The following is a 22280-nucleotide window of genomic DNA, read 5'->3' as shown; positions in this document are numbered from 1 at the left end:
AACGGATAGCGTGTAACTATAGCATTAATTTATGTTGGTTGCGACATACCCAAGATCCCAGATATCAATTTTGTTATCGTTGTTCATATCAGCGACCTTAGCTTTTGCCCAATCTGTGCTGGTGGAGTTCTTGCCATAGTGATAAGCTACAATCGCGAGGTCTCCTACGTTGGTGTCTCCATCTCCGTTTATGTCTGCAGACTTGTTAGCTGTTTCTTTGAAGGTATCAATAGAAGCGTTGAGTGCTGAGAGAGCACTGTCAACTTCGGCTTGTGTTGCGCTTGCATTTTCTCTTACAGCAATTGCGGTGTTAATTGCTTCATGGAGTGCGTCTTTAGCTGCTTGCAGATATTGGCCTGGTTGAGTACCTACTACAGCCGAGTTGTACAGGGTTTGTGCACTCGTAATTGCTGTATTCAAGGCCGTTTTATCCACTTGATGAATGATACTACCAACGGATATCGTCTTGCTGCTCAGCCCCGCAGAGGTTACGGTTCCATCAGCACCGCCAGCCTTCGCTTGAGAGACTGCTATGGTTCCAGTCGTATTCTGAATACCGGATTTTACCTTAAAGGTAATATTCAAAACGGGCGTGCTGGTTCCTGCTACTCCACCGATATTAACGGAAATGATTCTCACTTTTCCAGGGGTAGCTGTATCAACTATCAGAACCTGAATGTTCGTGGTTGCACCTGCTACACTGGCATAATCGAATACAGTGGAATCATAGCTTAGCGTGATATCCTGTGCGTACACGCTTTGTGTCACACTATCTAGGCTAACAGCTGCTGTGAAAGTACTTTCAGGTGTCACATTGTTGTTAGCCGAGATTGTTGCTGTAAGGGATTTGACTTCCCCATTACCAGGTGTATAGATTCCAAGATCGCCAAGGTCAATTGCATAACTGTTCTGGAGTTTCTCGTATTCCCCATCAAAGAAATCATCTAGGTATGAATGTCCAAGAACGAATCTGTCCGGATTCACGGCGCCATAGTAGCCGGCATTGGCATTGCTCTGGCTATCAAACAAAACATAGCTTCCCTGCCATCCTGAACCGGCTACGCCCCAACTGATAATATGATCGATGTAAGGGGCGAATTTGTTGAACAGTTTGTACATCAGCGCATACTCATAACCAAGGGCGTCAGACTGTTTCACATTGAGCACTGCAGGAGCGACCGAGCCCCCACCAGGCGTAGTAGTCGGAATCTTAAGGTCAAGTTCTGAGTAGGCAATTCCGGAAAGTAGACCTTCGTCAATAAGAGAAGCATAGAGGGCCATGGCATATTGATTATCGCTTGCAAGGGTCTTTCCAATCGAATCGTGTCCCTGGATACCGATATCTTCAATAAGGGGTCTTCCGTCATACAACGGATCTGAGAGCCATGCGGTATTCAGTGCACGAACCATGTTGTATACAGTTCTCGCTTTGGTACGATTAGAAATGTCGTAATCGTTATAGGTTAGTTTTGGAGGATCGTTAACGATATACGCGTCAATGCTGCCAACATTGTCGTGTCCGTCTACCTTCATGTACTCGGGAAGGTTAGTGTAGTTGGCTTTGTAAGCCGCCGCCATTGTGGCGTTAGGGGCAGCGATGTGAGCGTATTTGAAGAGCAAGTAAATATAATGCTCGGAGATGTCGCCGCCAATTAGATCATCCGACATTGCAGAAAGCCAGTTGGTGTTTTTGAGTGTCTGTCTCCAGCTGTTCGGATCCGCAGGGATGGTTTCGCTGTGGCGGCTTTCGTGAACCTCTTCGTTGAGGACGTCCCACGAATTGAAAGGGATTACACCTCGAGATACACTTGAGCCATACTTCGTATCTGTGGTCAGGAAGTGCCGCATCACATACATGGTGTGGTTAAACTGCACTCTTCTAGCCATTTCCTTATCTACCTTAACCGTGGTTGTAACGCCATTGCCCAATCCGTAGTAATTAGTTGTTCCATTATATCCCAGGGGAAGGGTCGCGGGAATCATCTGCCTCATCCAAGCAGGTGCCTGGTTGTACCATGCCAAAACGTGGGCATGAGACTTATACTGTCCGGGAGTTCCGGAATCCCTGATTGCTTGATAAGAACTGGTCGGGAAACTGAATTCACCTACACCAGGGGTGGTGGTTGCACCGCTTAGAGCCTCGCCAGTAGTGCTTTTCAGCCAGTTCGGACCGCGGGGATGCGTTGCATCAGCCTTGAGATTGTTACCGTCAACAAAGATTTCATAGTGATTGGCTCTTGTTCCGGTTACTGCTCCGGTTCCGATCGTACCAACCATGAACGTACCATTTTGCCTATTATAAACATTCTTTAAAGGAGACACGACACTCTGGTTTTCCTTGTTGACAACGTTAGGTAGCGCAACACCGTTAGGATCCGGCGCGGTGATTTGGATGTTGGCGACAAGAAGCATACCGGTTTCTGCGGGACGGCCGTTTTCGCCATGAAGCTCAAGAATAAAATTCGAGGAAGTCCCTGTTGTGGCGGTAATGCTGGTGTGCTTCAACAACCAGGTTTCACCGTTGTAGCTGCCAATCCAATCGGGATTAAGATTATTGTACTCATATTCCCTTAGGTAGGTATCAATGTCAGAGCCTGCATTTCTGATTCTCCACCTCATAAATTTTCCCTGCGCGCTCTTGGGATAGTACACATCAAACTCAATCGTTGAGCCTGCGGGGACATCTACACTCGGGGACAACGGAGATTGCAGGGACATTCCTCCGAAAATGGTTTTCCCGTTATGGACATAATTAATCTGGAGCACATCAGCTTTGCCCTTGGAATCTGCAAAAGGATACGGAATCATTTTGAACGTGCCACCAGCAAAGTCGGTGGGGACACGGTTGTCAAGTGGGGTTCTTGAAGTCCATACATTGGTGGGCGCGGTAATTTTTACAGGTATTTTACCTGGACCCGGATCAAGACGGAAATAGGGATTTGATCCATCGGCTTTGATTTTTCCGGTAAAAGTCACTATTGCACTTTCAAGACTGGTTATAGCTTCGTCGACGGGAGTAAGCCCATTGCGCGCGAACTCAATCGCGTTATCAAGATCTTGGAGTTCGTCGTCGTACACCCAGGGGAACGCTTTGTTCACATCGGATCCAACGTCAGTTTGGCTAATCTGGAGCGGGAATTCCTTGTTGCCGGCTTTTAAAGCTTCAGCTTGTGCAATGAGGTCGTTCAGTTCATGTGTCCGCTCGTCTCCTGCCGCAGCAACCGGGACTGTGGCAAATGCGAAAAAAGAGTACAGCATGATGACTACGAGGATGCGAGAGACGTTGATTAAGGTTTTTTCACGGTTCATCTTTGTTTTACTCCTTTTCTTAGGGTAGCCTCTAAAATCTCGGAGGTGCCTAATGTTTGGATTCAAATTACTTTACAACTTTACCGATACAAATATTGTTTTGTTAAAGATTTTGGTTTTTTTTATGATTGACCATCGAACATGCTTCCGTTTCTTACTGAGGCACTTATTCCTCGGGCTACGTTACGTCGTACGCGGCTTGACGATCAATTTAAACACCTCCCTCAAATTTTGGCAGGCAGATATATAAAAACGCTTTCACAAAAGCGATAACAAGGTCTCTACCAACTGTTTGTCACCGAAGGTACAGATTATCTTCTTATCTCTGCCACTCTGTATTGACTATTGATAATATGATATCCAAACCTTGTAATTAGCTCCATGGAAGGATAATAGATCATTTGTATTTTTTTCGAAAGCGGTTACAAATTAGATCCTGGCTCATGATTATGATTCTAGGGGATGAAAACACTTTAATTGTTGTGGAAAAGGATGTGTTCAAACTGATTTTCGAAGTTTAACACGCTTTTTTCTTTTGCAAAGGGGTACTATTTGTCGTTCAATGCAAAGACACTCCCAATCATCGGTGTGGTTTCAACATTAGCTTGAACTTTCACGCTTGGACTTAATTTTACAGGAGTATGTAATAGAGGGGCCGATTTGCACGAACGGTGACATCGGCTCCCCTGCTGCGCCTGCCTCCGCCTCAAGCGGCGAAATCCACGCGATCTCTTGATCAGCATCGACACCAATGCGATTACTATGCCCGTGTTCCGGGCCGTTCACCGTGTACAGCAAGAGATGATCGCCTGCCGGCAATGTCGCACGAATGTGACTTAAAGGCAGTTCATTTTCCAGCTCCGCTTCCGTGTAAACCCGCTCGCCTAGCCGCACGATCCCTGCCCGTTCGATCCCAATGCCTATGCAAAAAAACAACAAACCGGCACTCCAACGGAGTCCCGGTTTTTACATCATCCTATTTAACTTCACTCAACCGGCTATTCCGAGAAGCGCTTGTTACGAAGAAATGCTCGTTTTCCCGTTTACTTGCTGTGGCTTCCCCCACTTTTCCACCCATTTATTCATTTCCTTCAGCGCAGTTTGGAAATCGCTTCCCTTTTCAGTTAAGGAATATTCAACCGTTACAGGTACAGTAGGAAAAACTTCGCGCAGAACTAAACCGTTTTGTTCCAAGTGTCGAAGCGTATCCGTAAGAGACTGCGTCTTAATCACAGCTGCATTCCTTTGCAGTTGATTAAATCGCTGTGGCCCACGAAGCAATTCGTTTAGCACGAGAAAAGCCCACTTGGCTCCAAGAATTTGCAATACTTCGCAAATGTTAGAACTATCCGTATCCAAATAGGAATTGGCATTAACTTGATCCGTCATCTCACTCACCCCTAATAAAAAGTAAGTTAGTCAAAATAGATGGATTACATCCGAATACTTTGCCTTCTTACAATATTATCGCACCCCTTCTATAATGACAATAAGTCAAATGGAAGGGAATGAAAGATATGAATAAATGGACAATTTATGTAATTGCATTAGGGGTATTTTTAACAGCTACTTCCGAGTTGGTCGTCTCCGGAATCCTGCGTGTACTCGCTAAAGACTTAAACATCTCCATCGCCTTTGCCGGGCAATTGATTACGGCCTACTCGCTGGCCTTTGCCATTGGAACACCTATCCTGGTATCACTGACATCCCGCTTGGGACGTAGAAAAGTGTTGTTAGGTGCAATGGCAGCTTTCATCATGGGGTGCTTGCTCTCCTTCTGGAGTTCGGATATCTCCACCTTAATAGCGTCACGCATTATTCTGGGTGTAAGTTCTGGTGTTTATATTGTCGCAGCATTTGGTGCGGCTGCCAAAATTGTTCCTCCCGAGAAGATAGGCAGTGCAATCAGCACGATTGTTCTTGGCTTCAGCAGCGCGATGATTTTGGGCGTGCCCATCGGCATATCCATTACGAACTGGTTGAACTGGCATGCAATTTTCTTGATTTTAGCACTGATGAGCCTGTTGGTTACCTTCGTCATTTTTCGCTTGCTACCAGAGATCGAAGGGGATGCACCGACGTCATTCCGACAACAATTCAAAGTGCTGGGCAGTGCCGTCATCGTGAGCGGTTTGTTTCTTACTTTCTTTAGAGAATCAGGTAATTCGGTGTTGTTTACGTATTTGACCCCTTTTATGCAAGACATCCTTCAACTTAAAGCGTCCAACATTAGCATCGTCATGCTTGTTTTTGGTATATTTGGCGCAGTCGGTACCCGTTTTGGCGGCTACGGAATTGATCGATGGGGGGCAGCGCGCATCATAGCTTTCAGCACCATTGTGCACATTGTTGTCCTGGCCCTTCTTCCTCTGTTTGCTGGGTCGACTCTCATCGGTTTACTTTTAATTTCAATCATGATGGTCTCTCTGTTCATGGCTGGTCCAGCAACTCAAACGTATTTCATTCAACAAGAACCACAATCTTCCAGTCTCGTTCTTAGCTTGAATACATCGATCATTCATTTAGGGTTGGCGACAGGCGCTGGGGCTGGAGGAGCGATGATAAGCGCCAATTCCACCGTTCTCTACAATCCATGGATGGCAAGTTTTATTATAGTGTTAGCACTATTGTCTGCATTCATCAGTTTTTCGATGGGTAAAAAACGGTTGAGCAATTTACAAAAACGTCTGACTTTGTAAAATTTGCTTTTGACTTTCCTAAAACAGCGTCAGTCGTGGACGAAATAAAAGTCCTCGACTGACGCTGTTTTATTGAACTATCGGTAACAATAGGTAAGCATTTGAAGTGATCTCCAGCTTATCCCCTGCTCCACACTTGTTAAGTCATCCCAGTAGCTTGCACTGTGGCATCCATTGATGTCCCCACGTTCTTACCTGATCGGTGCAATTCACGCTTGGAAAACAATCGTTCTTTTCAGTTTGACTTGGGGCTATTCCTCCACTCCCATTACAGGAGTTTCAACAGTCGTGCTTATAGCAGAACTTGTCGTACTTCTCCATTAACTTGATCAACTATTATCTGATGACCCCTACTCATTGGTTGGAGAATAGCCTTCCTTCAACAAATCAATGATTTTCCTTGCCGAATCGACCCCGTTCTTCAAGCAGTCCGAGATCCCTGCGCCATAATAAGAGCATCCAGCAAGAATAATGCCTGGGAATACATCTGCCATGATGCTTTCAAGTGCATGGACGCTTCGCGGATGGGTAATCGAATAAATTGGCATTTGACCGGTCCAGTCGGTGATCTCGTTAACGACAGGTTCGGCGGTAATTCCAAGCCCCTTCTCAATATCACTAAGCGCCACCTTTAGCAGTCCATCGTGATCCAGATCCTTTATTAAAGCGTAAGAAGGATGGCTGCTTTTATAAAATAGTCTGACGAGCAAATTACCAGATTTGGACGTATGCTCCCATTTGCGACTTGTCCACGTGCAAGCGTTGCAGGACAATTCATCGGTCGTCGCAGTAATAAATCCCGTTCCATCGGCGGGGAGCACTGAATCGGGCACGTCAAAGCCGACATATACGCTGATGAGCGAGCTGCTTTTCAATCCCGAGAATTGCTCTGTAAGGCTCGGATCGGCAAGAATCGGTTCTGCAGCCGTATGCGGAATACTTAGTACAATATAATCCGCTTCGATCATGTCCTGATCATCTAAGTGCACGTGATACCGTCCATTGTCCTTATCAATTCTGCAGACTTTAGTGTTTATCAGCAATTCTTCGGTCAGACCGGCTTGAAAGGCGTCTATTAGCGAGCCCATACCGTTTTTCAGCGAAAAAAACTTCTTCTCACCAATCCTAAACTTCTGCTTGTTTGCTTCGAGCCCTTTAATAATGCTTCCGTATTGCTCCTTGTAGTCGATCAAGTAAGGAAGTGTGGAGGCAATTGTCAATTCGTTCAAATTCCCTGAATAGACCCCGGAAAGGACGGGAGCAATTTGCTTTTCGACTAGTTCGCTTCCAAGAAAATACTCCAGAAACGCGCCGACAGAATCCTCCTTCGTAAAGGTTTCATTTTTCGTATATAAATCTTTTAGCGCCGCAACTTTGCCTTCTGCCGAGACGAGCGTACTCTTGGCGAGCGACTCGATGCTTGCCGGAATACCGAACACCGCGTCGTCCGGAATCGGCTTCAGATCTCCACCAGCGTATATGAAGGATCGTCCAGTCGCGTTATAGACCACGTCACCCTTCAAGCCCAGTTCTTCAATCACGTTCATGTCGTCTATTTTTCGTGCTACAATAGAATCCGCCCCGGTCTCCATCACGAATTGTTGATGCCTGACGGTTTGAATTTTACCGCCTAACTGTGCAGACGCTTCAATTAATAAAAGCCTAACCGCAGCTCCGGTTGCCTTCCTCCATTTGCGAAATTCATGCATGGCCGACAACCCAGTAATGCCGCCACCGATCACAATAATTGTTTTCAAATTCAACACCTCATGGTTTAGTTCCCATTAGTTTAACATATCCACGCAGGTTTCTGGTATCATTGCCGTCACTATAATCCGAGTTTAATGGGTGATTGCTAACGGGTTAACCTCACGGAAGAAATCGTTATGGACTAATGGATGAATCGCAAGCATCTTCCACGTTAACCTGTTAGTTTAATCCCAAGGCCGTATTAACAAAATCTAAAACCGGAACCCCAACGAGTCCCGGTCCTCATCCTATCCAACCTCGCTCAACTTCCCATCACGAAAATGCACTATCCGCTTCGCCTGCTGAGCAATCTGCCGATCATGCGTAATCAACACAATCGTCCTGCCTTGCTGATTCAAACCCTTAAAAATCTCCCGTCCAACGCACGAATCGTTTCCCCGCCCATCACATAACTCTAACTCACATGCTCAATCTGGATTAAGGACATCCTCTTCGCCTCCATTATCTGAAGCCAAATAAATGAAGTATGCGACTCATTAGTCCCGCTCGACCGACCTTACCGCTTCGCCTTATAAAACTCATGATACAGCTTCATCAGCGCCCGCTTCTCAATCCGTGACACATAGCTGCGGCTAATGCCCAGCTCCTTCGCAATCTCCCGCTGCGTCCGCTCTTCCCCGCCAAGCTCCAAACCAAACCGCCCGACAACGACTTCCTTCTCGCGATCATCCAAAATCTCTAAGTTCCGATAAATCTTGCTCTTCTCTATCTTGAGCTGCATTTTATCTACGACATCATCGGCTTCCGTCCCAAGGATGTCGATCAAAGTAATTTCATTCCCCTCTTTATCCGTTCCGATGGGATCATGCAAGGACACATCCTTGCGTGTTTTCTTCAGTGATCGAAGATGCATAAGTATTTCGTTCTCGATACAACGCGCAGCGAACGTTGCCAGCTTTGTCCCTTTGTTCGGGGAGAACGACTCGATGGCTTTGATCAAGCCGATCGTTCCGATCGAGATCAGATCCTCCAGATCTTCCCCAGTGTTGTCGAATTTTTTGAGGTTGTGGACACGAAGCTATGTAGATTTCACCCGACTTATAAAAAACAAAGAAGCTGCTTCTTAGCAGCCCCTGTGGTATTAAACTATAGTTCCCGTTGAACTGCCTAGCGGTTAATCTGGTTTAAGAATTTGATTATTCTAATATTTCATGACACATTAGACCTTGGATAATGGTGGAAAATTTTCGCTGAGAAGGAACTTATTGCAATAAATAAAACTCTCGGTAGAGCTGTAGCAGCTCGGCCTCCTTCTCTACGATTAGACGAGATAACTCCTGAATTCTGGGCTCTACATTTTTGTGATTGATGCTTGTTTCTTCGTCTTCTGATAGACTGTTTTCTGGTTTTGGAAGTTCTGGAGATGCTTCACTTTCTGTATCATTTCTCATCTTAAAGTTGTACCCGAACGTTCCTTTTACCCATTCATGTGCTTTTGCTCGCCCAAATACTCGATAGATATGCATGTATTTTTCAAATATTGAATTTACTGTTTGCCGACGTTCCCAGCCCAGGATCCCCATAGTATCTTTAGCGCGTGAAACAGCTTGCATGAGCTGAAAATCGTTTAACTTTCCCCGTACGCTCTCAATCTGCTCAATCTCATCAATGAATACAGAATAAATCTTGTAAAATATCTCCGTTTCTTTAATCATTTCATGTTCCGAAATTAAAGGTCGGTCCATTCTTACTCATCCCTTCCTTCCTTCCTTCCTTCCTTCTTTCCTATCAGTTGTATTCTTTATCCTTTCATAGTTTTCGTTACATTCTGAATATTTTAGGTCATTTTCAATTGATTTCAAATATTGGGTCTGATTTTTCCGACTATGTACGAAATCTATTAGTGATATCGCTTCTTTTGACCGATAACCGTCCAATAGAACAGAACACTTAGACGGTTATTACAACTTGCCTTGCTTTATCCATGACCAAATATGTATAGTCAGATCCCAAAATATCGTCATTCCAACGAAGGCTGCCGTTCTTTTGACAGCCTTCAGTATAAAACTGTTTCTCGTTAGATGAACGAAAACTATTTAGATCATTTTTAATAATGTCTTTCTTCGACTTAGACGAAGTACCAATACAAGCAAAATAAAATAATAAAATTAGTAGTGATAACTGCAACCTCACCCACCTGTAATAGGGTAGGAGTATCAGAACTTTCTATGACGTCCGAATTTATCTCTACTAAAATTTACAGCTTATTGGTCTTATTCTATATTTTTACCACTAATTACATATTAATGAAAAAATACTTATGTTACGATGTTTTATGAAAAATGCCAAAACTCTGGAAGAACTAAACATAATTCCAAAGTGCGGGGGAGCTTTATGACGTAGTTGCGTCTTGGGGTGAATCGCATTGACGAGGGGATGTATCCTCATCCCAAACCCGACAACTAACCTCGCAGGCTTATTAAAAGGAGGAGCATCATGAAACGACATTTTAAGAAAACAATCTTCGGTCTAGCAGTAGGGCTTTCTATTACTAGCCTTGGAACCCCTGCGTTCGCCTCTACTTATCAGGCAAAACCCCAGGATACTTTATGGAAAATTGCAAGTGCTAACAAAATTCCGTTACCATCGATTCTAAAAGCAAATCCAAACATTAATCCGTTGAATCTGCAGCCAGGGGAACTTGTAAATCTACCAGATCTACGCTACACCGTAAAGGATGGAGATACATTCTGGATCATAGCTAAAAAGCTGCAGCTTCCTTTAGATCAGCTTATGGCAGCCAATCCTAAAGTCGATCCAAATAATTTATACCCTGGTATAGTTTTGACGCTGCCTGCAGCATCTATAGGGAAGACTGTTAGTGTATCTTCCACATCGGCATCCCCTAACTCCATATTGGTTGCAAGACAAGCTATCGCTTTTAAAAAGAAGATTTCGGTGAAAGCTACTGCTTACTCTAGTGATCCCTCTGAAAATGGCTGGGGACCTGTTGATTACTATGGAAATCTTCTAAAATTGGGAACTATAGCTGTAGATCCATCTATTATTCCAATGGGATCCAAGGTTTTGATTACCGGTTATAATGACATTGACAAGGATTTGCCTAGTGACGGTTTGATTGCTTACGCTACCGATCAAGGAAGCACAATAAAAGGGAATCGCATTGATATTTTCCTTCCTGGAAGTGTACAAAAGGTATCCAATTTCGGCATTCAAGACGTTAATGTCTATATCCTAGAACCTTAAAACCAATATAAATGGCAGTCCTGGGCTATTCCGGCATGTTTTCGGCGGAATGCTCAGTAACGAATCCGAAAACGGATTATGCCGCAAGCTTGGCCTTTATGAAATGGGTGTTTCACGGTTCTTAAATTTTGAGTTCTACATAATATTGTGGAATAACTTGATATATCGATAATTTCGAATCGCTTAGTTTCCGTAAGGAAAACGGGGGAACCAATGTTTTAGGGTGAATCTTGGAATAGACCATTTTCGGGCTGCTTGTCCGAAATGAAATCGTCTCTTCCGAGTTGGGCGACTCTCTCGTCGAATCCGTCAGCTAACCTCGTAAGCGTGAAGAGAGGTACCGGTTGTCGTGTCATTTATTCATTGGAATAAGGCCGCGGGAAGAACCTCTTCTTCTGCGGTCTTTTTTCGTTTCATATAAACTCATTCAAGAAGGTGAATGGACAAGCCTATCTACGATTACTAACAAAAAACGAAAGTCACGTCATGTGTCATGCGTTACACGCGGATGGCGGGCTTGAAGGAGGACCGAGCAAATGGGAGCATTCAGAGATGAGAAGACCCAATTACAGCGATCATCCGGCATGTCCTTTGCATTGCGATGGAAGCATGAAAATTTGAGATTCATTATGATTACTGCATGCCTATCTGTTCTGAGCATTTCCGCATTGTTGCTGCTGCTCTACGGTACGTCTGCGAGGTACGTTACCTTGGTAGTAAACGGGCAAGAGAAGAAAGTATATACTCGACAATGGGTGATGGAACGGTTTCTCGAAGAACAAGGAATTGCCGTCGGGGCGCAAGATCGTCTCTCCGCATCTCCGGATTCGAAACTCGCGAACGCAGAACGCGTTACCATTGATCATACCGTGTCGGTTCAGTTGACCGCCGACGGCGAGACAAAGAAGATGTACACGACCGGAAAGACGGTGGAACGTGCTCTGCAGGACTTGAACGTCACTCTCGGAAATCTCGATAAGGTTACTCCCGATCTAAATGCAAGCGTGTCCGAGAATACGGCGATTAAGGTTGTCAGAGTTCATAAGACAATCAATGAAGTCGCCGAACCGATTCAATATCAAGTAGAAACGAAGTACGACCCGAATGTAGCTGCCGGCAAAGAACAAACGATCCAAGAAGGCAAGAAAGGCGTGCTGCTGAAAAATAAAATAACCCTGTTCGAAGACGGCGCGTTGGTCACAGAAACGATAGAGGATACATCCGTAAGCGCGGAGAGCGTAAAAAAAATTGTCGTAGTGGGAACGCAGAAGCCGGTAAGCGCGCTCTCCGCATCGGCGGATGCGTCGAGACAAGTTTCCAAGAATGGCGTTACATTTCCCGTCAAACAAATCATGAAAAATATAACTTTGACCGCGTATACGGCAGGCGTTGCTTCAACGGGGAAAAGCAGCGGAGATGCGGAATACGGCGTCACTTTCACAGGTAGGCATGTTACGGAGGGGCGTACGATTGCCGTCGATCCCAACATCATTCCGCTCGGATGGTGGGTTTATATCGAAGGGATCGGATTCCGCCGGGCGGAGGATACCGGAAGTGCGATAAAGGGACAAAAAATTGACGTATATTACGAAAGCGAATCGTATGCGAAGCGCTTCGGCGTAAAACGCGGCGTTACAGTATACGTTATCGGTCCCCAAAAGCCGTCGCTCGAATAAGTCTGCATAAGCGCTCCTTTATGGAGCGCTTTTTTTATGCGGAGAGACTCCGATTTGGATCACTCGTGTTCCTTAAAAAGAAAACACGTGTATACTTAAACCGATATATGGAAAGGAGCTGTGTGCTGAATGAAACATGATGCCGGGGTAGTCGCAGTCGTCAACTGCAGCGCGGTGCACTTGTTCAGCAAGTCGAATTATGCTGCCAGTTAGCTGAGAAGACTGCAGAACATTGATCGTCGGCAGCCTTCTCATATTTTGTCATTGAACTCTCGTGCTTCGTTAGCTTCATGCCAACCTCACTTTCTCCCAGTCATCTAATTAGAAAAGTTAGCGATAAAATTAATAAAAGTCGTAGGTAGTAGGTTTATAACTTTCTAATTCTAGGTGAATGTTTAACCTGCCCGTTACTTTAATGAAAACAGGGAGCAGTTGCCTCGGTAATTTGCTCCCTATTTATTGTGCTATAGTTTACGTTAGTTCAATCGCTCTTTTTATTCTGTTCCCATAACATTTCATCGTAATAATCTTTCCATTCTGTAATTCCAAAATAAGCATTTACAAGCTTATGAAACATATGACTCGAATAAAAACCTTCTTTATACTGGGGGTTATCTTGTCCGAAAGAACGCAAACCCCCGCATTGATTGCGGGGTAAGCCTCCTATTGAACTAAATATATTTCAAATTTCCCTACATTATAGATTTTACTGGATTTCTCGCGCTGCGCTTCTTTTTGTCGGTGACGAGCTTCGGCTATGCCATGGTGTGCCCAAGTATCGGAGTGCCCAGCGGTCAAGCCCATACCAACCGCCAATTTTCCATGCTAGCACGAGCCAAGTCGCTAAAACAAATAGTAGTGGATTGCTACTTAAAGTGCCGGCAAACAAATAACTGGCATTCATCATTCCACCAAAAAATGCTGCAATTCCGGTAAGAAGGCCAAGGATTAGACCGAGTCCTACCAGTACTTCCCCATAGGCCACCATGTAAGCAAACAATTTGGAGTGAGAAAGGACGACATCTTGCAGAAAGGTAGCGTACCACCCGGTAACATCCTTACCGCTCTCGGCTTTCGTCAAAGCGCCTTTGACAAAACTTTCAAGAGCAACTCCGCTTTTGGCTCCTACCCATGTGTCGGCGGTTATTTTGTGCCACCCCGCCTGGATCCACTCATATCCCACATATAAACGGATTACCAACCAGATCCAAGCTGCTCGGGTATCGCTAAGCAAAAAGCGGGATACGGGATTTTCTGGAACTATTACATTCTTTTCTTGAAGTTTTACAGAACCCATTTTCATTCTAGAACACCTCCATTAGTATCTAAAACAAACATATGGCTATCTTCAATCTCCCATACCGAATCCCAGTTAAAATTTTAGGAAGTAATGTTTAAATGTAATATTGACCGGAAGAATTGGAAACAAAACTGGCAGAGCTGCTTCTGTCGTCACTAGCGAAGCAATTGGGATTCAGCGAATCAATTAAGCACGAAATGTGGCTTAGGATCATTGCAGACGGAAATATGATTAAAACGTGGAGAAGGAAACCGAAATTACAGAGAAATCAAAATTTTGTTTTCAGCAAGTTTTTTGCTAAATTTTCTATAATAACATCTCGAAGGCCGTTTTCTTCTTCATCTAGAACATGAATCAGATAGTCTTCTCCCGGCTTAGAAGCTTTAAAGATAACATGCTCTTTATCGATGAGTACAATCTGATGACCGCAATCCATAAGACATTGCTGGTAGTCCGCCAAGGTCGGTTTCTGTTTTTCCTCTAAGAAAATAATGCCTCTAAGCAAAGAAGTTCTGTCATGATGAATGACTTTGAAATGGATGGTAATTTCTTTTTTCACAGTCAGATCAACTCCCTATTTTAACTTCTCTGTTTAGGTTACCAAATCTCGTAAGGAGAATGCTGTGAGAAATGTCACAGTAAAGGGCTGTCTCTTCGTTTTCCCGATTGGAATGTACGTGCACTTACTGTTGCGTTATTGTTAATAATTCAAGAAGCGAAAAATTGTGCATTTTCCTCTGACACAACTTACCATACATAAAAAATAAAATTTGGTTTCTCAAGCTTTTTCGTAATGGTTTATGTAGACACTTTTGTGTTATTGGATATATACGACAACTATAATAACAAATCCTTATTTATCAATCGACATATAAACATTGAGAAATTTAATGATCGGGAATGTGATCGCCAATTGAATATAGACTGTTCGAGAGACTATAATTGTCTTGCCTCCTACAGAAGCTTAGAACCAACGCCCTCGCCTGGACAACGGAGCGAGTTTTTTCATAAATCGAAAGGGGCGGTAATAGGCGACCTTCTGTCCAATTGCATACGCATCGCGTTCAATTCGCCGCCGCTCAATGACCCACTGCTCCTCATTAGAAGCGTCTAGTAAAAGCTCGGTATTGTGCCACACCGTGGTTCTGCAGTGAGTCAGAATGAATTTGGATAATGACTCATCCCTACGCCACATTATTCGGTCTATAACGCCGATTAAGCGGGCATAATGCAGCGTCAACTCGTCTTGAACTTGATCCACCAAATCTGCCAAAACGTCGTTGATAAGTTCATGATCTCGGCGGCGCTTTAGCATAATTCGTGCATCAGGCCATGCTTGGTCCTCGCTCAGTATCATATACAGTGCCAAGGGCAGGTCATTATTGATGTGCGCGTTGATGCCAAGTAAAGCATCCTGCAGCACGAAACCATATTTGACAGCAGCCTCACGAAAAGCAAGCTCCCATGCAGGTGAACAGGGTAGCCCTGCCTCGTAAACATCCATTGCATTGAAGTAGAACTTCGCAAAGCCTACTAAAACACGCTCCATCCAAACGGTATCTTGGAAAAAGCCGGATGCTAGACGCTTTTGCATCTCTTGTGTCATCAACAAATAGACACGGTGAAATACGGCACGATGGTCTCCAGACTCCTGGAAAACATGAAGTCGCTGCCTCATCACATCGATGACGTGATTCATGGTTTGCACATGCTGAACTTGATTGCTTACAAATTCCATGGTACTCCTCCCCGAGACTCGGTCGATGCTAATTTAACAAACAACACAATAATATTTGTATGCTAGAAATTAACATTAATTGAGTACGTGTAATGAACTTAATAATTATTAGACTGGCTTGAAACAGAAACAGCGATAGCCTAGACTGAAAAATAATGTTCCTAGACTGCCGCTATTTTATTGAACTATCGTTCACTGTTAGCTCAATGATTTTTTATAATATCATATCTGCTAAATGCCACTCAGTTAGGGTAACAGCATGATATGTATTTTAGGAAAAGGTAATTCCCTCTATATTCAATCTCGCATTTTTGTTATATCGCAGTGTCACAATTCCCTTTGTAGTATTATTTTTTCTCCACTTACTCCTTGCTTACCAAACGCCTTTTAGTAAAGTATTAGTTGGCTCGGGATATGTAATTTTGCTCCTTTTGCTTGAATCGTTGCTTCTGCATTATAAAATCATTACATATATCAATTGGTTTTTAAGCTGATAATAAATAGCCCTCCCACCACGCTCTACTGCCCGTTAGCCATACATGCATCGCAAGCGCCGCACCACAGATGATGAAAATGGGGGGATTTTTTAGCGGATTTAATTTTCATGGGAGTTCGGCAAAAAACTGTTCGTCGAAGTTTTGTAGTTGTCAAACGTCTGTTAGGTGGACATTGGAAAAATTACCCTCAATAGGTTGTTCTTCTTTTCTAGCCTCAGGAGCTATCCCTTCCTCCTGCCGTTGTTTTATAAAATCTACAACATGTTTGTCTTGAAGGTTTCGTAAGTTTTGCAATTTGAACCTTTCGTGGATAAATCTAGCGAATACCATAGAACTATCCCGGTACCGAGCCTTTCTCCCATTTGGCATAATTCACCCATTGGCAAACCCTCAGATTTGAGGAATAATTCGATGGAACAGGGAAGGGTCTCCTGTTTGATTCACGGTATCCACGAGCATCTTAAACTGCTCTCGGATCAAATTCGGATCGGTTTCTTTGGTGTCGGTAATTAAATACATATTTTTTGATGTATAAATTCGTCATACGTGTAAGGGATCTTCCACATCTTGTTCAAGGTGAAAATTTAATATTGCATTGACGAAAAAATGGACTATCCTTTAGAATAAAAGTAAATTTCCTAATTGTATACAATATACCATTTAGATTTGAACAATCCATTTTGAAGAGAGGTGATCTTTCGGTGAGAAGTAACTTTATTCTTGGAATGTGTCTTTTATTTTTGATTCAATATTTTGTTCATTTTCAGTCATTTCAATATATTTTGGCGATTATGGCAACCATTGCCTTTCTGGGTAGTGTAACGCTGGCCAAGAAGGTTCCGCGATTCTTTAGTGTCTTTATGTTTGCTGCCGGCCTTGCTTTAAACTATACGAAAGGGCAGGGAATAGGTGCAGCTGCGGAAGGGATTACGGCCAACCTTTCTTTGCTTACCCTCCTAGTGCTTGTGCCTTTATTATCGATACCACTGAAAATGGGTGGGTTTTTTGAGTCTATTTTGCTGTATCTTAAACGATACCAAAACCATCCTCGGAAAATGTTTATGGGGATTTCTACAGTTCTGTTTTTTCTCGGTCCTTTATTGAATATCGGGGCTATTCGCATTCTGGATGAATTAATAAAGGGGTTACGTTTGAAGCCCACTTTCCTGTCCAAAGCATACCTCATCGGATTTTCAACGACCATTTTATGGTCACCCTATTATGCAGCCGTAGGTGTCACTTTATTGTATCTGCACGTTTCTGTTAAAGACTATATGTCCTATGGATTTGGTATTGCTGTTTTATTTTTATTGATCGGCAATTTCATGTTTGGAATCTGGGCAAAAAAACAAAATTTTGATGTAGAAGGGGATTATCGGGAGGTCATAACGCCGGATCACCGCAAAAGGATAAAGATTTTGGCCTATATGATCCTTTCCATTATGGTCGTAACGATAGCAACAGAATCCATCACTCATTGGTCCATGCTCGTCATCGTCAGCCTGCTATCGATTCTTTTTCCCGGCATCTGGGGGCTATTTTCCAAACAGTGGGGTTCGTTGAAGCATCATCTCGTGGATTACCGGGACAAAGCCGTTCCCATTATGAATAATGAAATTATCATGTATATTAGTGCCGGGTTCTTCAGCCAATCGCTCAAAGGTACCGTCTTTGGTCAGGGGATTAATGTTTTCATGACTCATCTCGCGCAGAAATCTTTCTTACTCTTTGCTTTATTTATTCTCATCACCATGGTTTGTGTGACGTTTGTGGGAATCCATCAGCTAGTTGTGGTGAGTGTCTTGGCTACCCAAATGGATCCGGCGATGCTTGGCACGTCCAAAGAAATTATCGCGATGGTCATCATGATGGCTTGGTCTGCTTCCTCCGTATTGAGTCCTGTAAATCCAATCAATCTTTTGGTTAGCACTTTGGTGAAAAAATCGAGTATTGGTGTCGGATTAAAAGACAATGGTGCTTATTTGCTTATTGTTTGCATGCTAGGAATTATGATCCTTGATCTTCTAAATTACTTATAAGCTAATGAATCCCGTTAGCCATACATGCAGCGCAAGCGCCGTACCACAGATGATGAAAATGGGGTGGAAAATCTGTCAATACTGCTACTATGGCTGGGAGAGGAAGGTCGATGATCTATGGTGCCATAGAGCCCATCCGTTAGTCTGACCCCAACGACCACGGTGCATCACAGATTGTCGCTCCCTTTTAGGAAGCACATGGGAGATTAATCTTACTCTGGTTGCTGCACCAGCCTCATTTTTATTTTCAGCCCTGAATGATTTTTGGTAATATAATTTCATAACTCCTCTCAGGCACAACCTATTTTTTAAAAAGTCATTCGGCTAGGTCTAATTTGTTATTGTCTTTTTGTGATTTTTTAGCGGATTTAATTTTCATGGGAGTTGAATAGGCTGCTCAGTATATCGGCAGCCTGACTTTATTATTCTGCTATCGTTTACCATTAGCTCAACACTACGGTTCATTCGCTGTCATTGAATCTCCCCATAACAATTGTATTATAGTATTCACCATTAGAAAGGATTTTGTCATTTCTTAATATGCCTTCGATTTCAAAGCCATGCCTTTTATAAAGCTCAGTTGCTTTAGTGTTGGTTTCCAAGACATTTAGAGTTATCTTTTTAATGTCATTGGAGTCAGCCCATGCAATAGACTCCTTTAGAAGATTTTTTCCAATTCCATATCCCCAAAAATCTTTAAGTACGCCCACACCAAATTCGACTTTATGAGAGAATCTCTTGAGGTAAGTTCCTTCGCATCTCGAGAAGCCCACAATACGTTCGTCGGCAACAGCGACCAAAAATAAGTTTCTGGTGCTGATCGTGTCCGTATTTATTAATTGTTCAAATCCAGATACATCAATAAAAGCTTCTCCTCTTTCTCTGTCTAGATTGTCCGTCTCTCCATCAATTTGTAATCTTAATTCAGACAAATGCTTCGCATCTGTTTTGATGGAAGACCTAATGGTGTAGGTCAGCCCATTTACATCAAATTCTTTATTGCTAATTTTCACGTGTGTGCCTCCTATACTAATTTGATGTCTAGTAAATATATTATATTGGACTATCCTGATTTCACGTATGCTAGTATAGATTTGGTAGGTAGGATATGAAAGTAAGTTATTTACTACTTTATTATCCTTCAAAGCAATGCAAGCTGAACACGTACAATCATCGAACGGTAACCCTAAGCAGCTGCCGTGTCGCTGCTCCCTGCTTGTTAAAAACTCAAGTCGTTAATTTTGCGTATACGATAAAAAACACCATCATCTCTCCGATGATTGCATAATTAGGTACATGAAAAACCAAGTCCAACGCCATAAAACATCCAATTATCCCTAATAATATCACCAAATGATAATTCTTCAGGCGTAGGTGTTTGTGTCTGTATCGGTGAAAAACCAGTGATGTAGATAAAAAATATAGCAGTACAGATCCAAAAATAAAACCCAACATGAATAGATAATCGAGTTGTTCCTTAAATAACAATTGGATCGAAGCAGCTATTGAACTCATGGATAAATAAATGAATAGATGTCCATAAATAATCGTTTGACCGGTAGTTTGTATTTCTTTGCTCAATTTCCGTTCAATGGGATCAAAATATTGCCACCACAAAGCAATAACTAATATACATGTATATGAGGCAAACAATATAGAGGGCAATGTCCAATCACTTGACTGCAGAACAGCAAGTATACTGATCACCGATTCACCAAGAAGAATTAGTGTAAACAATGCAAAGCGTTCCAATAAGTGATGGGTATGTATGGGTGTTTTTATCAGGTACCGTCGGCCGATTAACGGCAGCAAAATATCTACAGCAATTCCCGCATACAGAATCGCGTAACGGATCCATGAATCAAAGAATAGCGAGCAAGAAGATATCAATATTCCGATCCAAAAGCGAGTCCCCAAGTATTTAGCGGTCTTTTGTTGATGTGTGCCTATTGCTTTGTGTACCGTAAGATATTGAATAGCTGTCAGTGCTCTCGAACCAATATAGCCTACAAAGAAGGGAATATAGAAGTGATCAAAATTAACAGATAGGCTTGCTGTCATAATTAAAACAAAGAATAGTTGTAGGAACATGAATATCCTTTGAGTAACGATATCTTGGCCAAAACGATTATTAAAGAGAGTTTGTCCTACCCACGCCCACCAGATTGGAATGAAGATTAAAACAAATTTGGTTAAGTATTCAATGGAAATAGTCCCATGATCGGCATGCAGCAAAACGTGGTTCGCTTTTGATACTGCTGCTACAAAAAGCAGATCGTAAAAAAGCTCCAACCAGGTTACTTTTTTCTCAACCATAACTTCAAAACTCCCTTTATTTGACTTCATGTTTACTAAACAATGAGAGAAAGGACTATCATCAAAGTTCGATAGCCCCACGTATTTAAAAATTATTTTTTCAATATATTAGAATATCACTTATCTACTAAATAAGCCGCTACTTCAGCTAATCGCGAAGCATAACTCCATTCGTTGTCGTACCATGTTGCGACGGATAGGAGTTCTCCCTGTACTTGAGTCAGAGGAAGGTCAATGATAGAGGAATGGGAATCGCCTACGATACGAGAAGAGGCCCATTCGCCTTCTAAAATATCTAAGACTCCCTTTAGCTGACCCTCTATAGCGGCACTACGGAAAATATCATTTACCTGTTGCACCGTACATGGTTTTTCCGTAACAAGGTTTAATTCAGCAATACTTCCGGTACGAGTTGGAATTCGGTATGCCTTACCTGTAACCTGTAAATCGTTCCATATGAATTTAAGCGCTCTTGCAGCTCCAGATGAAGAAGGAATGATATTTTCCGCAGCGGCCCAAGAATCCCTTCGATCCTTCATGGGCTGATCCGTAAGCGATTGCGTGTTTGTATAGGAATGGACGGTCGAGAATAGACCATATTTGATCCCGAAGTTTTCTCTTACGATTTTGATGACTGGAGCCAATGCATTTGTCGTACAACTCGCCATACTAATGATTTTATGCTTATCCGGGTCGAAACTATCCAGATTGATCCCTTTAAGCAAGACAGCATCACAATCCTCAAGGCTCTTGCTGGGTCCACTAACCAGTACTCGATTTGCACCACGGTCCAAATGGACTTGAGCAATAGCACGGGTAACGGCTCGGCCTGTACAGTCGATTACCAGATCCACATCCAAGGCCTTCCAATCCGGAACTTCTTTCGACGAATTGATAAACTGAATTTCCCGTCCGCCGATAACTATTAGACCATCCCGTCCGGAGACATCTTCAACCCAGCGTTTATAGTTAGTATCCACTTCGAAAAGAGCGGCAATCGTCGCTTCATCTTTAATATCTGAAATTGATACCGGAACGAAAAGTTGATCCTGCAAAGCGACTCTTAATAATTGCCTTCCTATACGTCCAAATCCATATATCGCTATTCTGCCCATCTTTAACCTCCATTGAAAATGAATTATACTATTCTTAGTCATCCATGCTCTATTTGCCAAATTCATTCGGAATATACTCGATCCGAGACTCGGCGAAAATAGTAATCTGCTTGAGCCGATCGTCGTACGTGACAGGACCTTCTTTCACATAAAACCAATTTTTTTTCGCAGGTTGATCATCATATTCCCGAAAAAGAAACGCATTCAATTCCTGTTTCCAACGGAGAATCTCATGAATATCCACGTCCTGTGTAATGCAGATAAGGAAGCGTTACAAATCGCCTCATCCCGCATAAAGCACACTCCTCTCGGGAAAAAGCATCAAAATTATTTTAATAATACGTCATCATAATCTTGATGTTGGTCAAATTGACTTTTGGCGAAAGGACATAGTGGCATAATCTTTAACCTTTCCTTCCGAGCAAACTCGACTACGCGCCTAACTAATTCTTGTCCTACCCCTTGTCCTCGCAGACGATCGGAAACAAACGTGTGATCTACGATTATGATTCCATTCCCAGATGGAACATAATGTAATTCTGCCTCTCTTTTATCCTGATCTCCTACATAAAAACTGTCCGTATCTTTATTAATTTCAATCATTATTGTTACCC

General features: G+C 42.9%; 17 protein-coding genes, 1 pseudogene and 2 riboswitches. Of the genes and pseudogenes, 4 read left to right on the top strand and 14 right to left on the bottom strand.

What is annotated here, in order from left to right:
• Positions 1-24 precede the first annotated feature (24 nt).
• The 3 genes from PCH02S_RS10190 to PCH02S_RS10180 all read right to left on the bottom strand — a co-directional run bounded on the left by PCH02S_RS10190 (position 25) and on the right by PCH02S_RS10180 (position 4698).
• Complete coding sequence (locus PCH02S_RS10190) at positions 25-3309, bottom strand: endo-1,4-beta-xylanase (protein ID WP_127452574.1); 3285 nt, start codon at positions 3307-3309, stop codon at positions 25-27.
• 600 nt (positions 3310-3909) lie between these two features.
• The gene (locus tag PCH02S_RS10185; RefSeq protein ID WP_127452572.1) at positions 3910-4245 is read right to left on the bottom strand and encodes a hypothetical protein; all 336 of its coding nucleotides are present in this window, start codon (positions 4243-4245) and stop codon (positions 3910-3912) included.
• 81 nt (positions 4246-4326) lie between these two features.
• The gene (locus PCH02S_RS10180) at positions 4327-4698 is read right to left on the bottom strand and encodes a winged helix-turn-helix transcriptional regulator (RefSeq protein ID WP_127452570.1); all 372 of its coding nucleotides are present in this window, start codon (positions 4696-4698) and stop codon (positions 4327-4329) included.
• Positions 4699-4826: 128 nt separating this feature from the next.
• On the opposite strand from PCH02S_RS10180, the gene PCH02S_RS10175 reads away from it, so the two are divergent.
• Entirely contained in the window at positions 4827-6008 is a 1182-nt protein-coding gene (locus PCH02S_RS10175; protein ID WP_127452568.1) for an MFS transporter, read from the top strand.
• 350 nt (positions 6009-6358) lie between these two features.
• Here PCH02S_RS10175 and hemG read toward each other — a convergent pair whose 3' ends face one another.
• From hemG to PCH02S_RS10155, 3 genes and pseudogenes are all read right to left on the bottom strand, one after another.
• Positions 6359-7765 (bottom strand): protoporphyrinogen oxidase, encoded by a 1407-nt coding sequence (gene hemG, locus PCH02S_RS10170; protein WP_127452566.1) that lies wholly within the window; start codon positions 7763-7765, stop codon positions 6359-6361.
• Between the two features lie 509 nt (positions 7766-8274).
• Positions 8275-8796: pseudogene (gene sigK, locus PCH02S_RS10160) on the bottom strand (RNA polymerase sporulation sigma factor SigK); the annotation flags it as partial.
• Between the two features lie 184 nt (positions 8797-8980).
• Positions 8981-9463, bottom strand: a complete 483-nt coding sequence (locus tag PCH02S_RS10155) for a hypothetical protein (protein ID WP_127452564.1) — start codon at positions 9461-9463, stop codon at positions 8981-8983.
• A gap of 588 nt (positions 9464-10051) precedes the next feature.
• Positions 10052-10209: riboswitch (cyclic di-AMP (ydaO/yuaA leader) on the top strand.
• A 5-nt stretch (positions 10210-10214) separates the two neighbouring features.
• On the opposite strand from PCH02S_RS10155, the gene PCH02S_RS10150 reads away from it, so the two are divergent.
• Both PCH02S_RS10150 and PCH02S_RS10145 read left to right on the top strand, forming a co-directional pair.
• Entirely contained in the window at positions 10215-10985 is a 771-nt protein-coding gene (locus tag PCH02S_RS10150) for a LysM peptidoglycan-binding domain-containing protein (protein ID WP_127452562.1), read from the top strand.
• Between the two features lie 170 nt (positions 10986-11155).
• A riboswitch (cyclic di-AMP (ydaO/yuaA leader) is annotated at positions 11156-11327 on the top strand.
• Between the two features lie 194 nt (positions 11328-11521).
• Entirely contained in the window at positions 11522-12661 is a 1140-nt protein-coding gene (locus PCH02S_RS10145) for a 3D domain-containing protein (RefSeq protein WP_127452560.1), read from the top strand.
• Positions 12662-13367: 706 nt separating this feature from the next.
• On the opposite strand, the gene PCH02S_RS10140 is transcribed toward PCH02S_RS10145, so the two are convergent.
• From PCH02S_RS10140 to PCH02S_RS10130, 3 genes are all read right to left on the bottom strand, one after another.
• The gene (locus PCH02S_RS10140; protein ID WP_246069016.1) at positions 13368-13964 is read right to left on the bottom strand and encodes a DoxX family membrane protein; all 597 of its coding nucleotides are present in this window, start codon (positions 13962-13964) and stop codon (positions 13368-13370) included.
• 265 nt (positions 13965-14229) lie between these two features.
• Positions 14230-14520 carry a hypothetical protein gene (locus PCH02S_RS10135; RefSeq protein WP_127452558.1) on the bottom strand — a complete coding sequence of 97 codons (291 nt, stop codon included), beginning with the start codon at positions 14518-14520 and terminating at the stop codon, positions 14230-14232.
• Positions 14521-14925: 405 nt separating this feature from the next.
• Positions 14926-15699 (bottom strand): DUF5995 family protein, encoded by a 774-nt coding sequence (locus PCH02S_RS10130; RefSeq protein ID WP_127452556.1) that lies wholly within the window; start codon positions 15697-15699, stop codon positions 14926-14928.
• 1198 nt (positions 15700-16897) lie between these two features.
• On the opposite strand from PCH02S_RS10130, the gene PCH02S_RS10125 reads away from it, so the two are divergent.
• Positions 16898-18235 carry a hypothetical protein gene (locus PCH02S_RS10125; protein WP_127452554.1) on the top strand — a complete coding sequence of 446 codons (1338 nt, stop codon included), beginning with the start codon at positions 16898-16900 and terminating at the stop codon, positions 18233-18235.
• Between the two features lie 461 nt (positions 18236-18696).
• Here PCH02S_RS10125 and PCH02S_RS10120 read toward each other — a convergent pair whose 3' ends face one another.
• The 5 genes from PCH02S_RS10120 to PCH02S_RS35690 form a co-directional block, all read right to left on the bottom strand.
• Entirely contained in the window at positions 18697-19248 is a 552-nt protein-coding gene (locus PCH02S_RS10120; protein WP_127452552.1) for a GNAT family N-acetyltransferase, read from the bottom strand.
• Positions 19249-19462: 214 nt separating this feature from the next.
• Positions 19463-20551, bottom strand: coding sequence for a low temperature requirement protein A (locus tag PCH02S_RS10115; protein WP_127452550.1), 1089 nt, complete (start codon positions 20549-20551; stop codon positions 19463-19465).
• Positions 20552-20667: 116 nt separating this feature from the next.
• Positions 20668-21666, bottom strand: coding sequence for a type I glyceraldehyde-3-phosphate dehydrogenase (locus PCH02S_RS10110; protein ID WP_127452548.1), 999 nt, complete (start codon positions 21664-21666; stop codon positions 20668-20670).
• 49 nt (positions 21667-21715) lie between these two features.
• Positions 21716-21874, bottom strand: coding sequence for a hypothetical protein (locus PCH02S_RS35695; protein ID WP_164819504.1), 159 nt, complete (start codon positions 21872-21874; stop codon positions 21716-21718).
• A gap of 119 nt (positions 21875-21993) precedes the next feature.
• The gene (locus PCH02S_RS35690; RefSeq protein WP_164819503.1) at positions 21994-22269 is read right to left on the bottom strand and encodes a GNAT family N-acetyltransferase; all 276 of its coding nucleotides are present in this window, start codon (positions 22267-22269) and stop codon (positions 21994-21996) included.
• Between the last annotated feature and the right edge of the window lie 11 nt (positions 22270-22280).

The organism is Paenibacillus chondroitinus NBRC 15376 (assembly GCF_004000765.1).
In the GTDB taxonomy this organism is placed as follows: domain Bacteria; phylum Bacillota; class Bacilli; order Paenibacillales; family NBRC-103111; genus Paenibacillus_E; species Paenibacillus_E chondroitinus.
This window is presented reverse-complemented; position numbering and strand designations above follow the sequence as displayed.

Coding starts and splice junctions, on each gene's coding strand:
- PCH02S_RS10190 (WP_127452574.1), bottom strand. CDS start 3,309: ATGAACCGTGAAAAAACCTTAATCAACGTCTCTCGCATCCTCGTAGTC.
- PCH02S_RS10180 (WP_127452570.1), bottom strand. CDS start 4,698: ATGACGGATCAAGTTAATGCCAATTCCTATTTGGATACGGATAGTTCT.
- PCH02S_RS10175 (WP_127452568.1), top strand. CDS start 4,827: ATGAATAAATGGACAATTTATGTAATTGCATTAGGGGTATTTTTAACA.
- PCH02S_RS10155 (WP_127452564.1), bottom strand. CDS start 9,463: ATGGACCGACCTTTAATTTCGGAACATGAAATGATTAAAGAAACGGAG.
- PCH02S_RS10150 (WP_127452562.1), top strand. CDS start 10,215: ATGAAACGACATTTTAAGAAAACAATCTTCGGTCTAGCAGTAGGGCTT.
- PCH02S_RS10145 (WP_127452560.1), top strand. CDS start 11,522: ATGGGAGCATTCAGAGATGAGAAGACCCAATTACAGCGATCATCCGGC.
- PCH02S_RS10140 (WP_246069016.1), bottom strand. CDS start 13,964: ATGAAAATGGGTTCTGTAAAACTTCAAGAAAAGAATGTAATAGTTCCA.
- PCH02S_RS10130 (WP_127452556.1), bottom strand. CDS start 15,699: ATGGAATTTGTAAGCAATCAAGTTCAGCATGTGCAAACCATGAATCAC.
- PCH02S_RS10115 (WP_127452550.1), bottom strand. CDS start 20,551: ATGGTTGAGAAAAAAGTAACCTGGTTGGAGCTTTTTTACGATCTGCTT.
- PCH02S_RS10110 (WP_127452548.1), bottom strand. CDS start 21,666: ATGGGCAGAATAGCGATATATGGATTTGGACGTATAGGAAGGCAATTA.
- PCH02S_RS35690 (WP_164819503.1), bottom strand. CDS start 22,269: ATGATTGAAATTAATAAAGATACGGACAGTTTTTATGTAGGAGATCAG.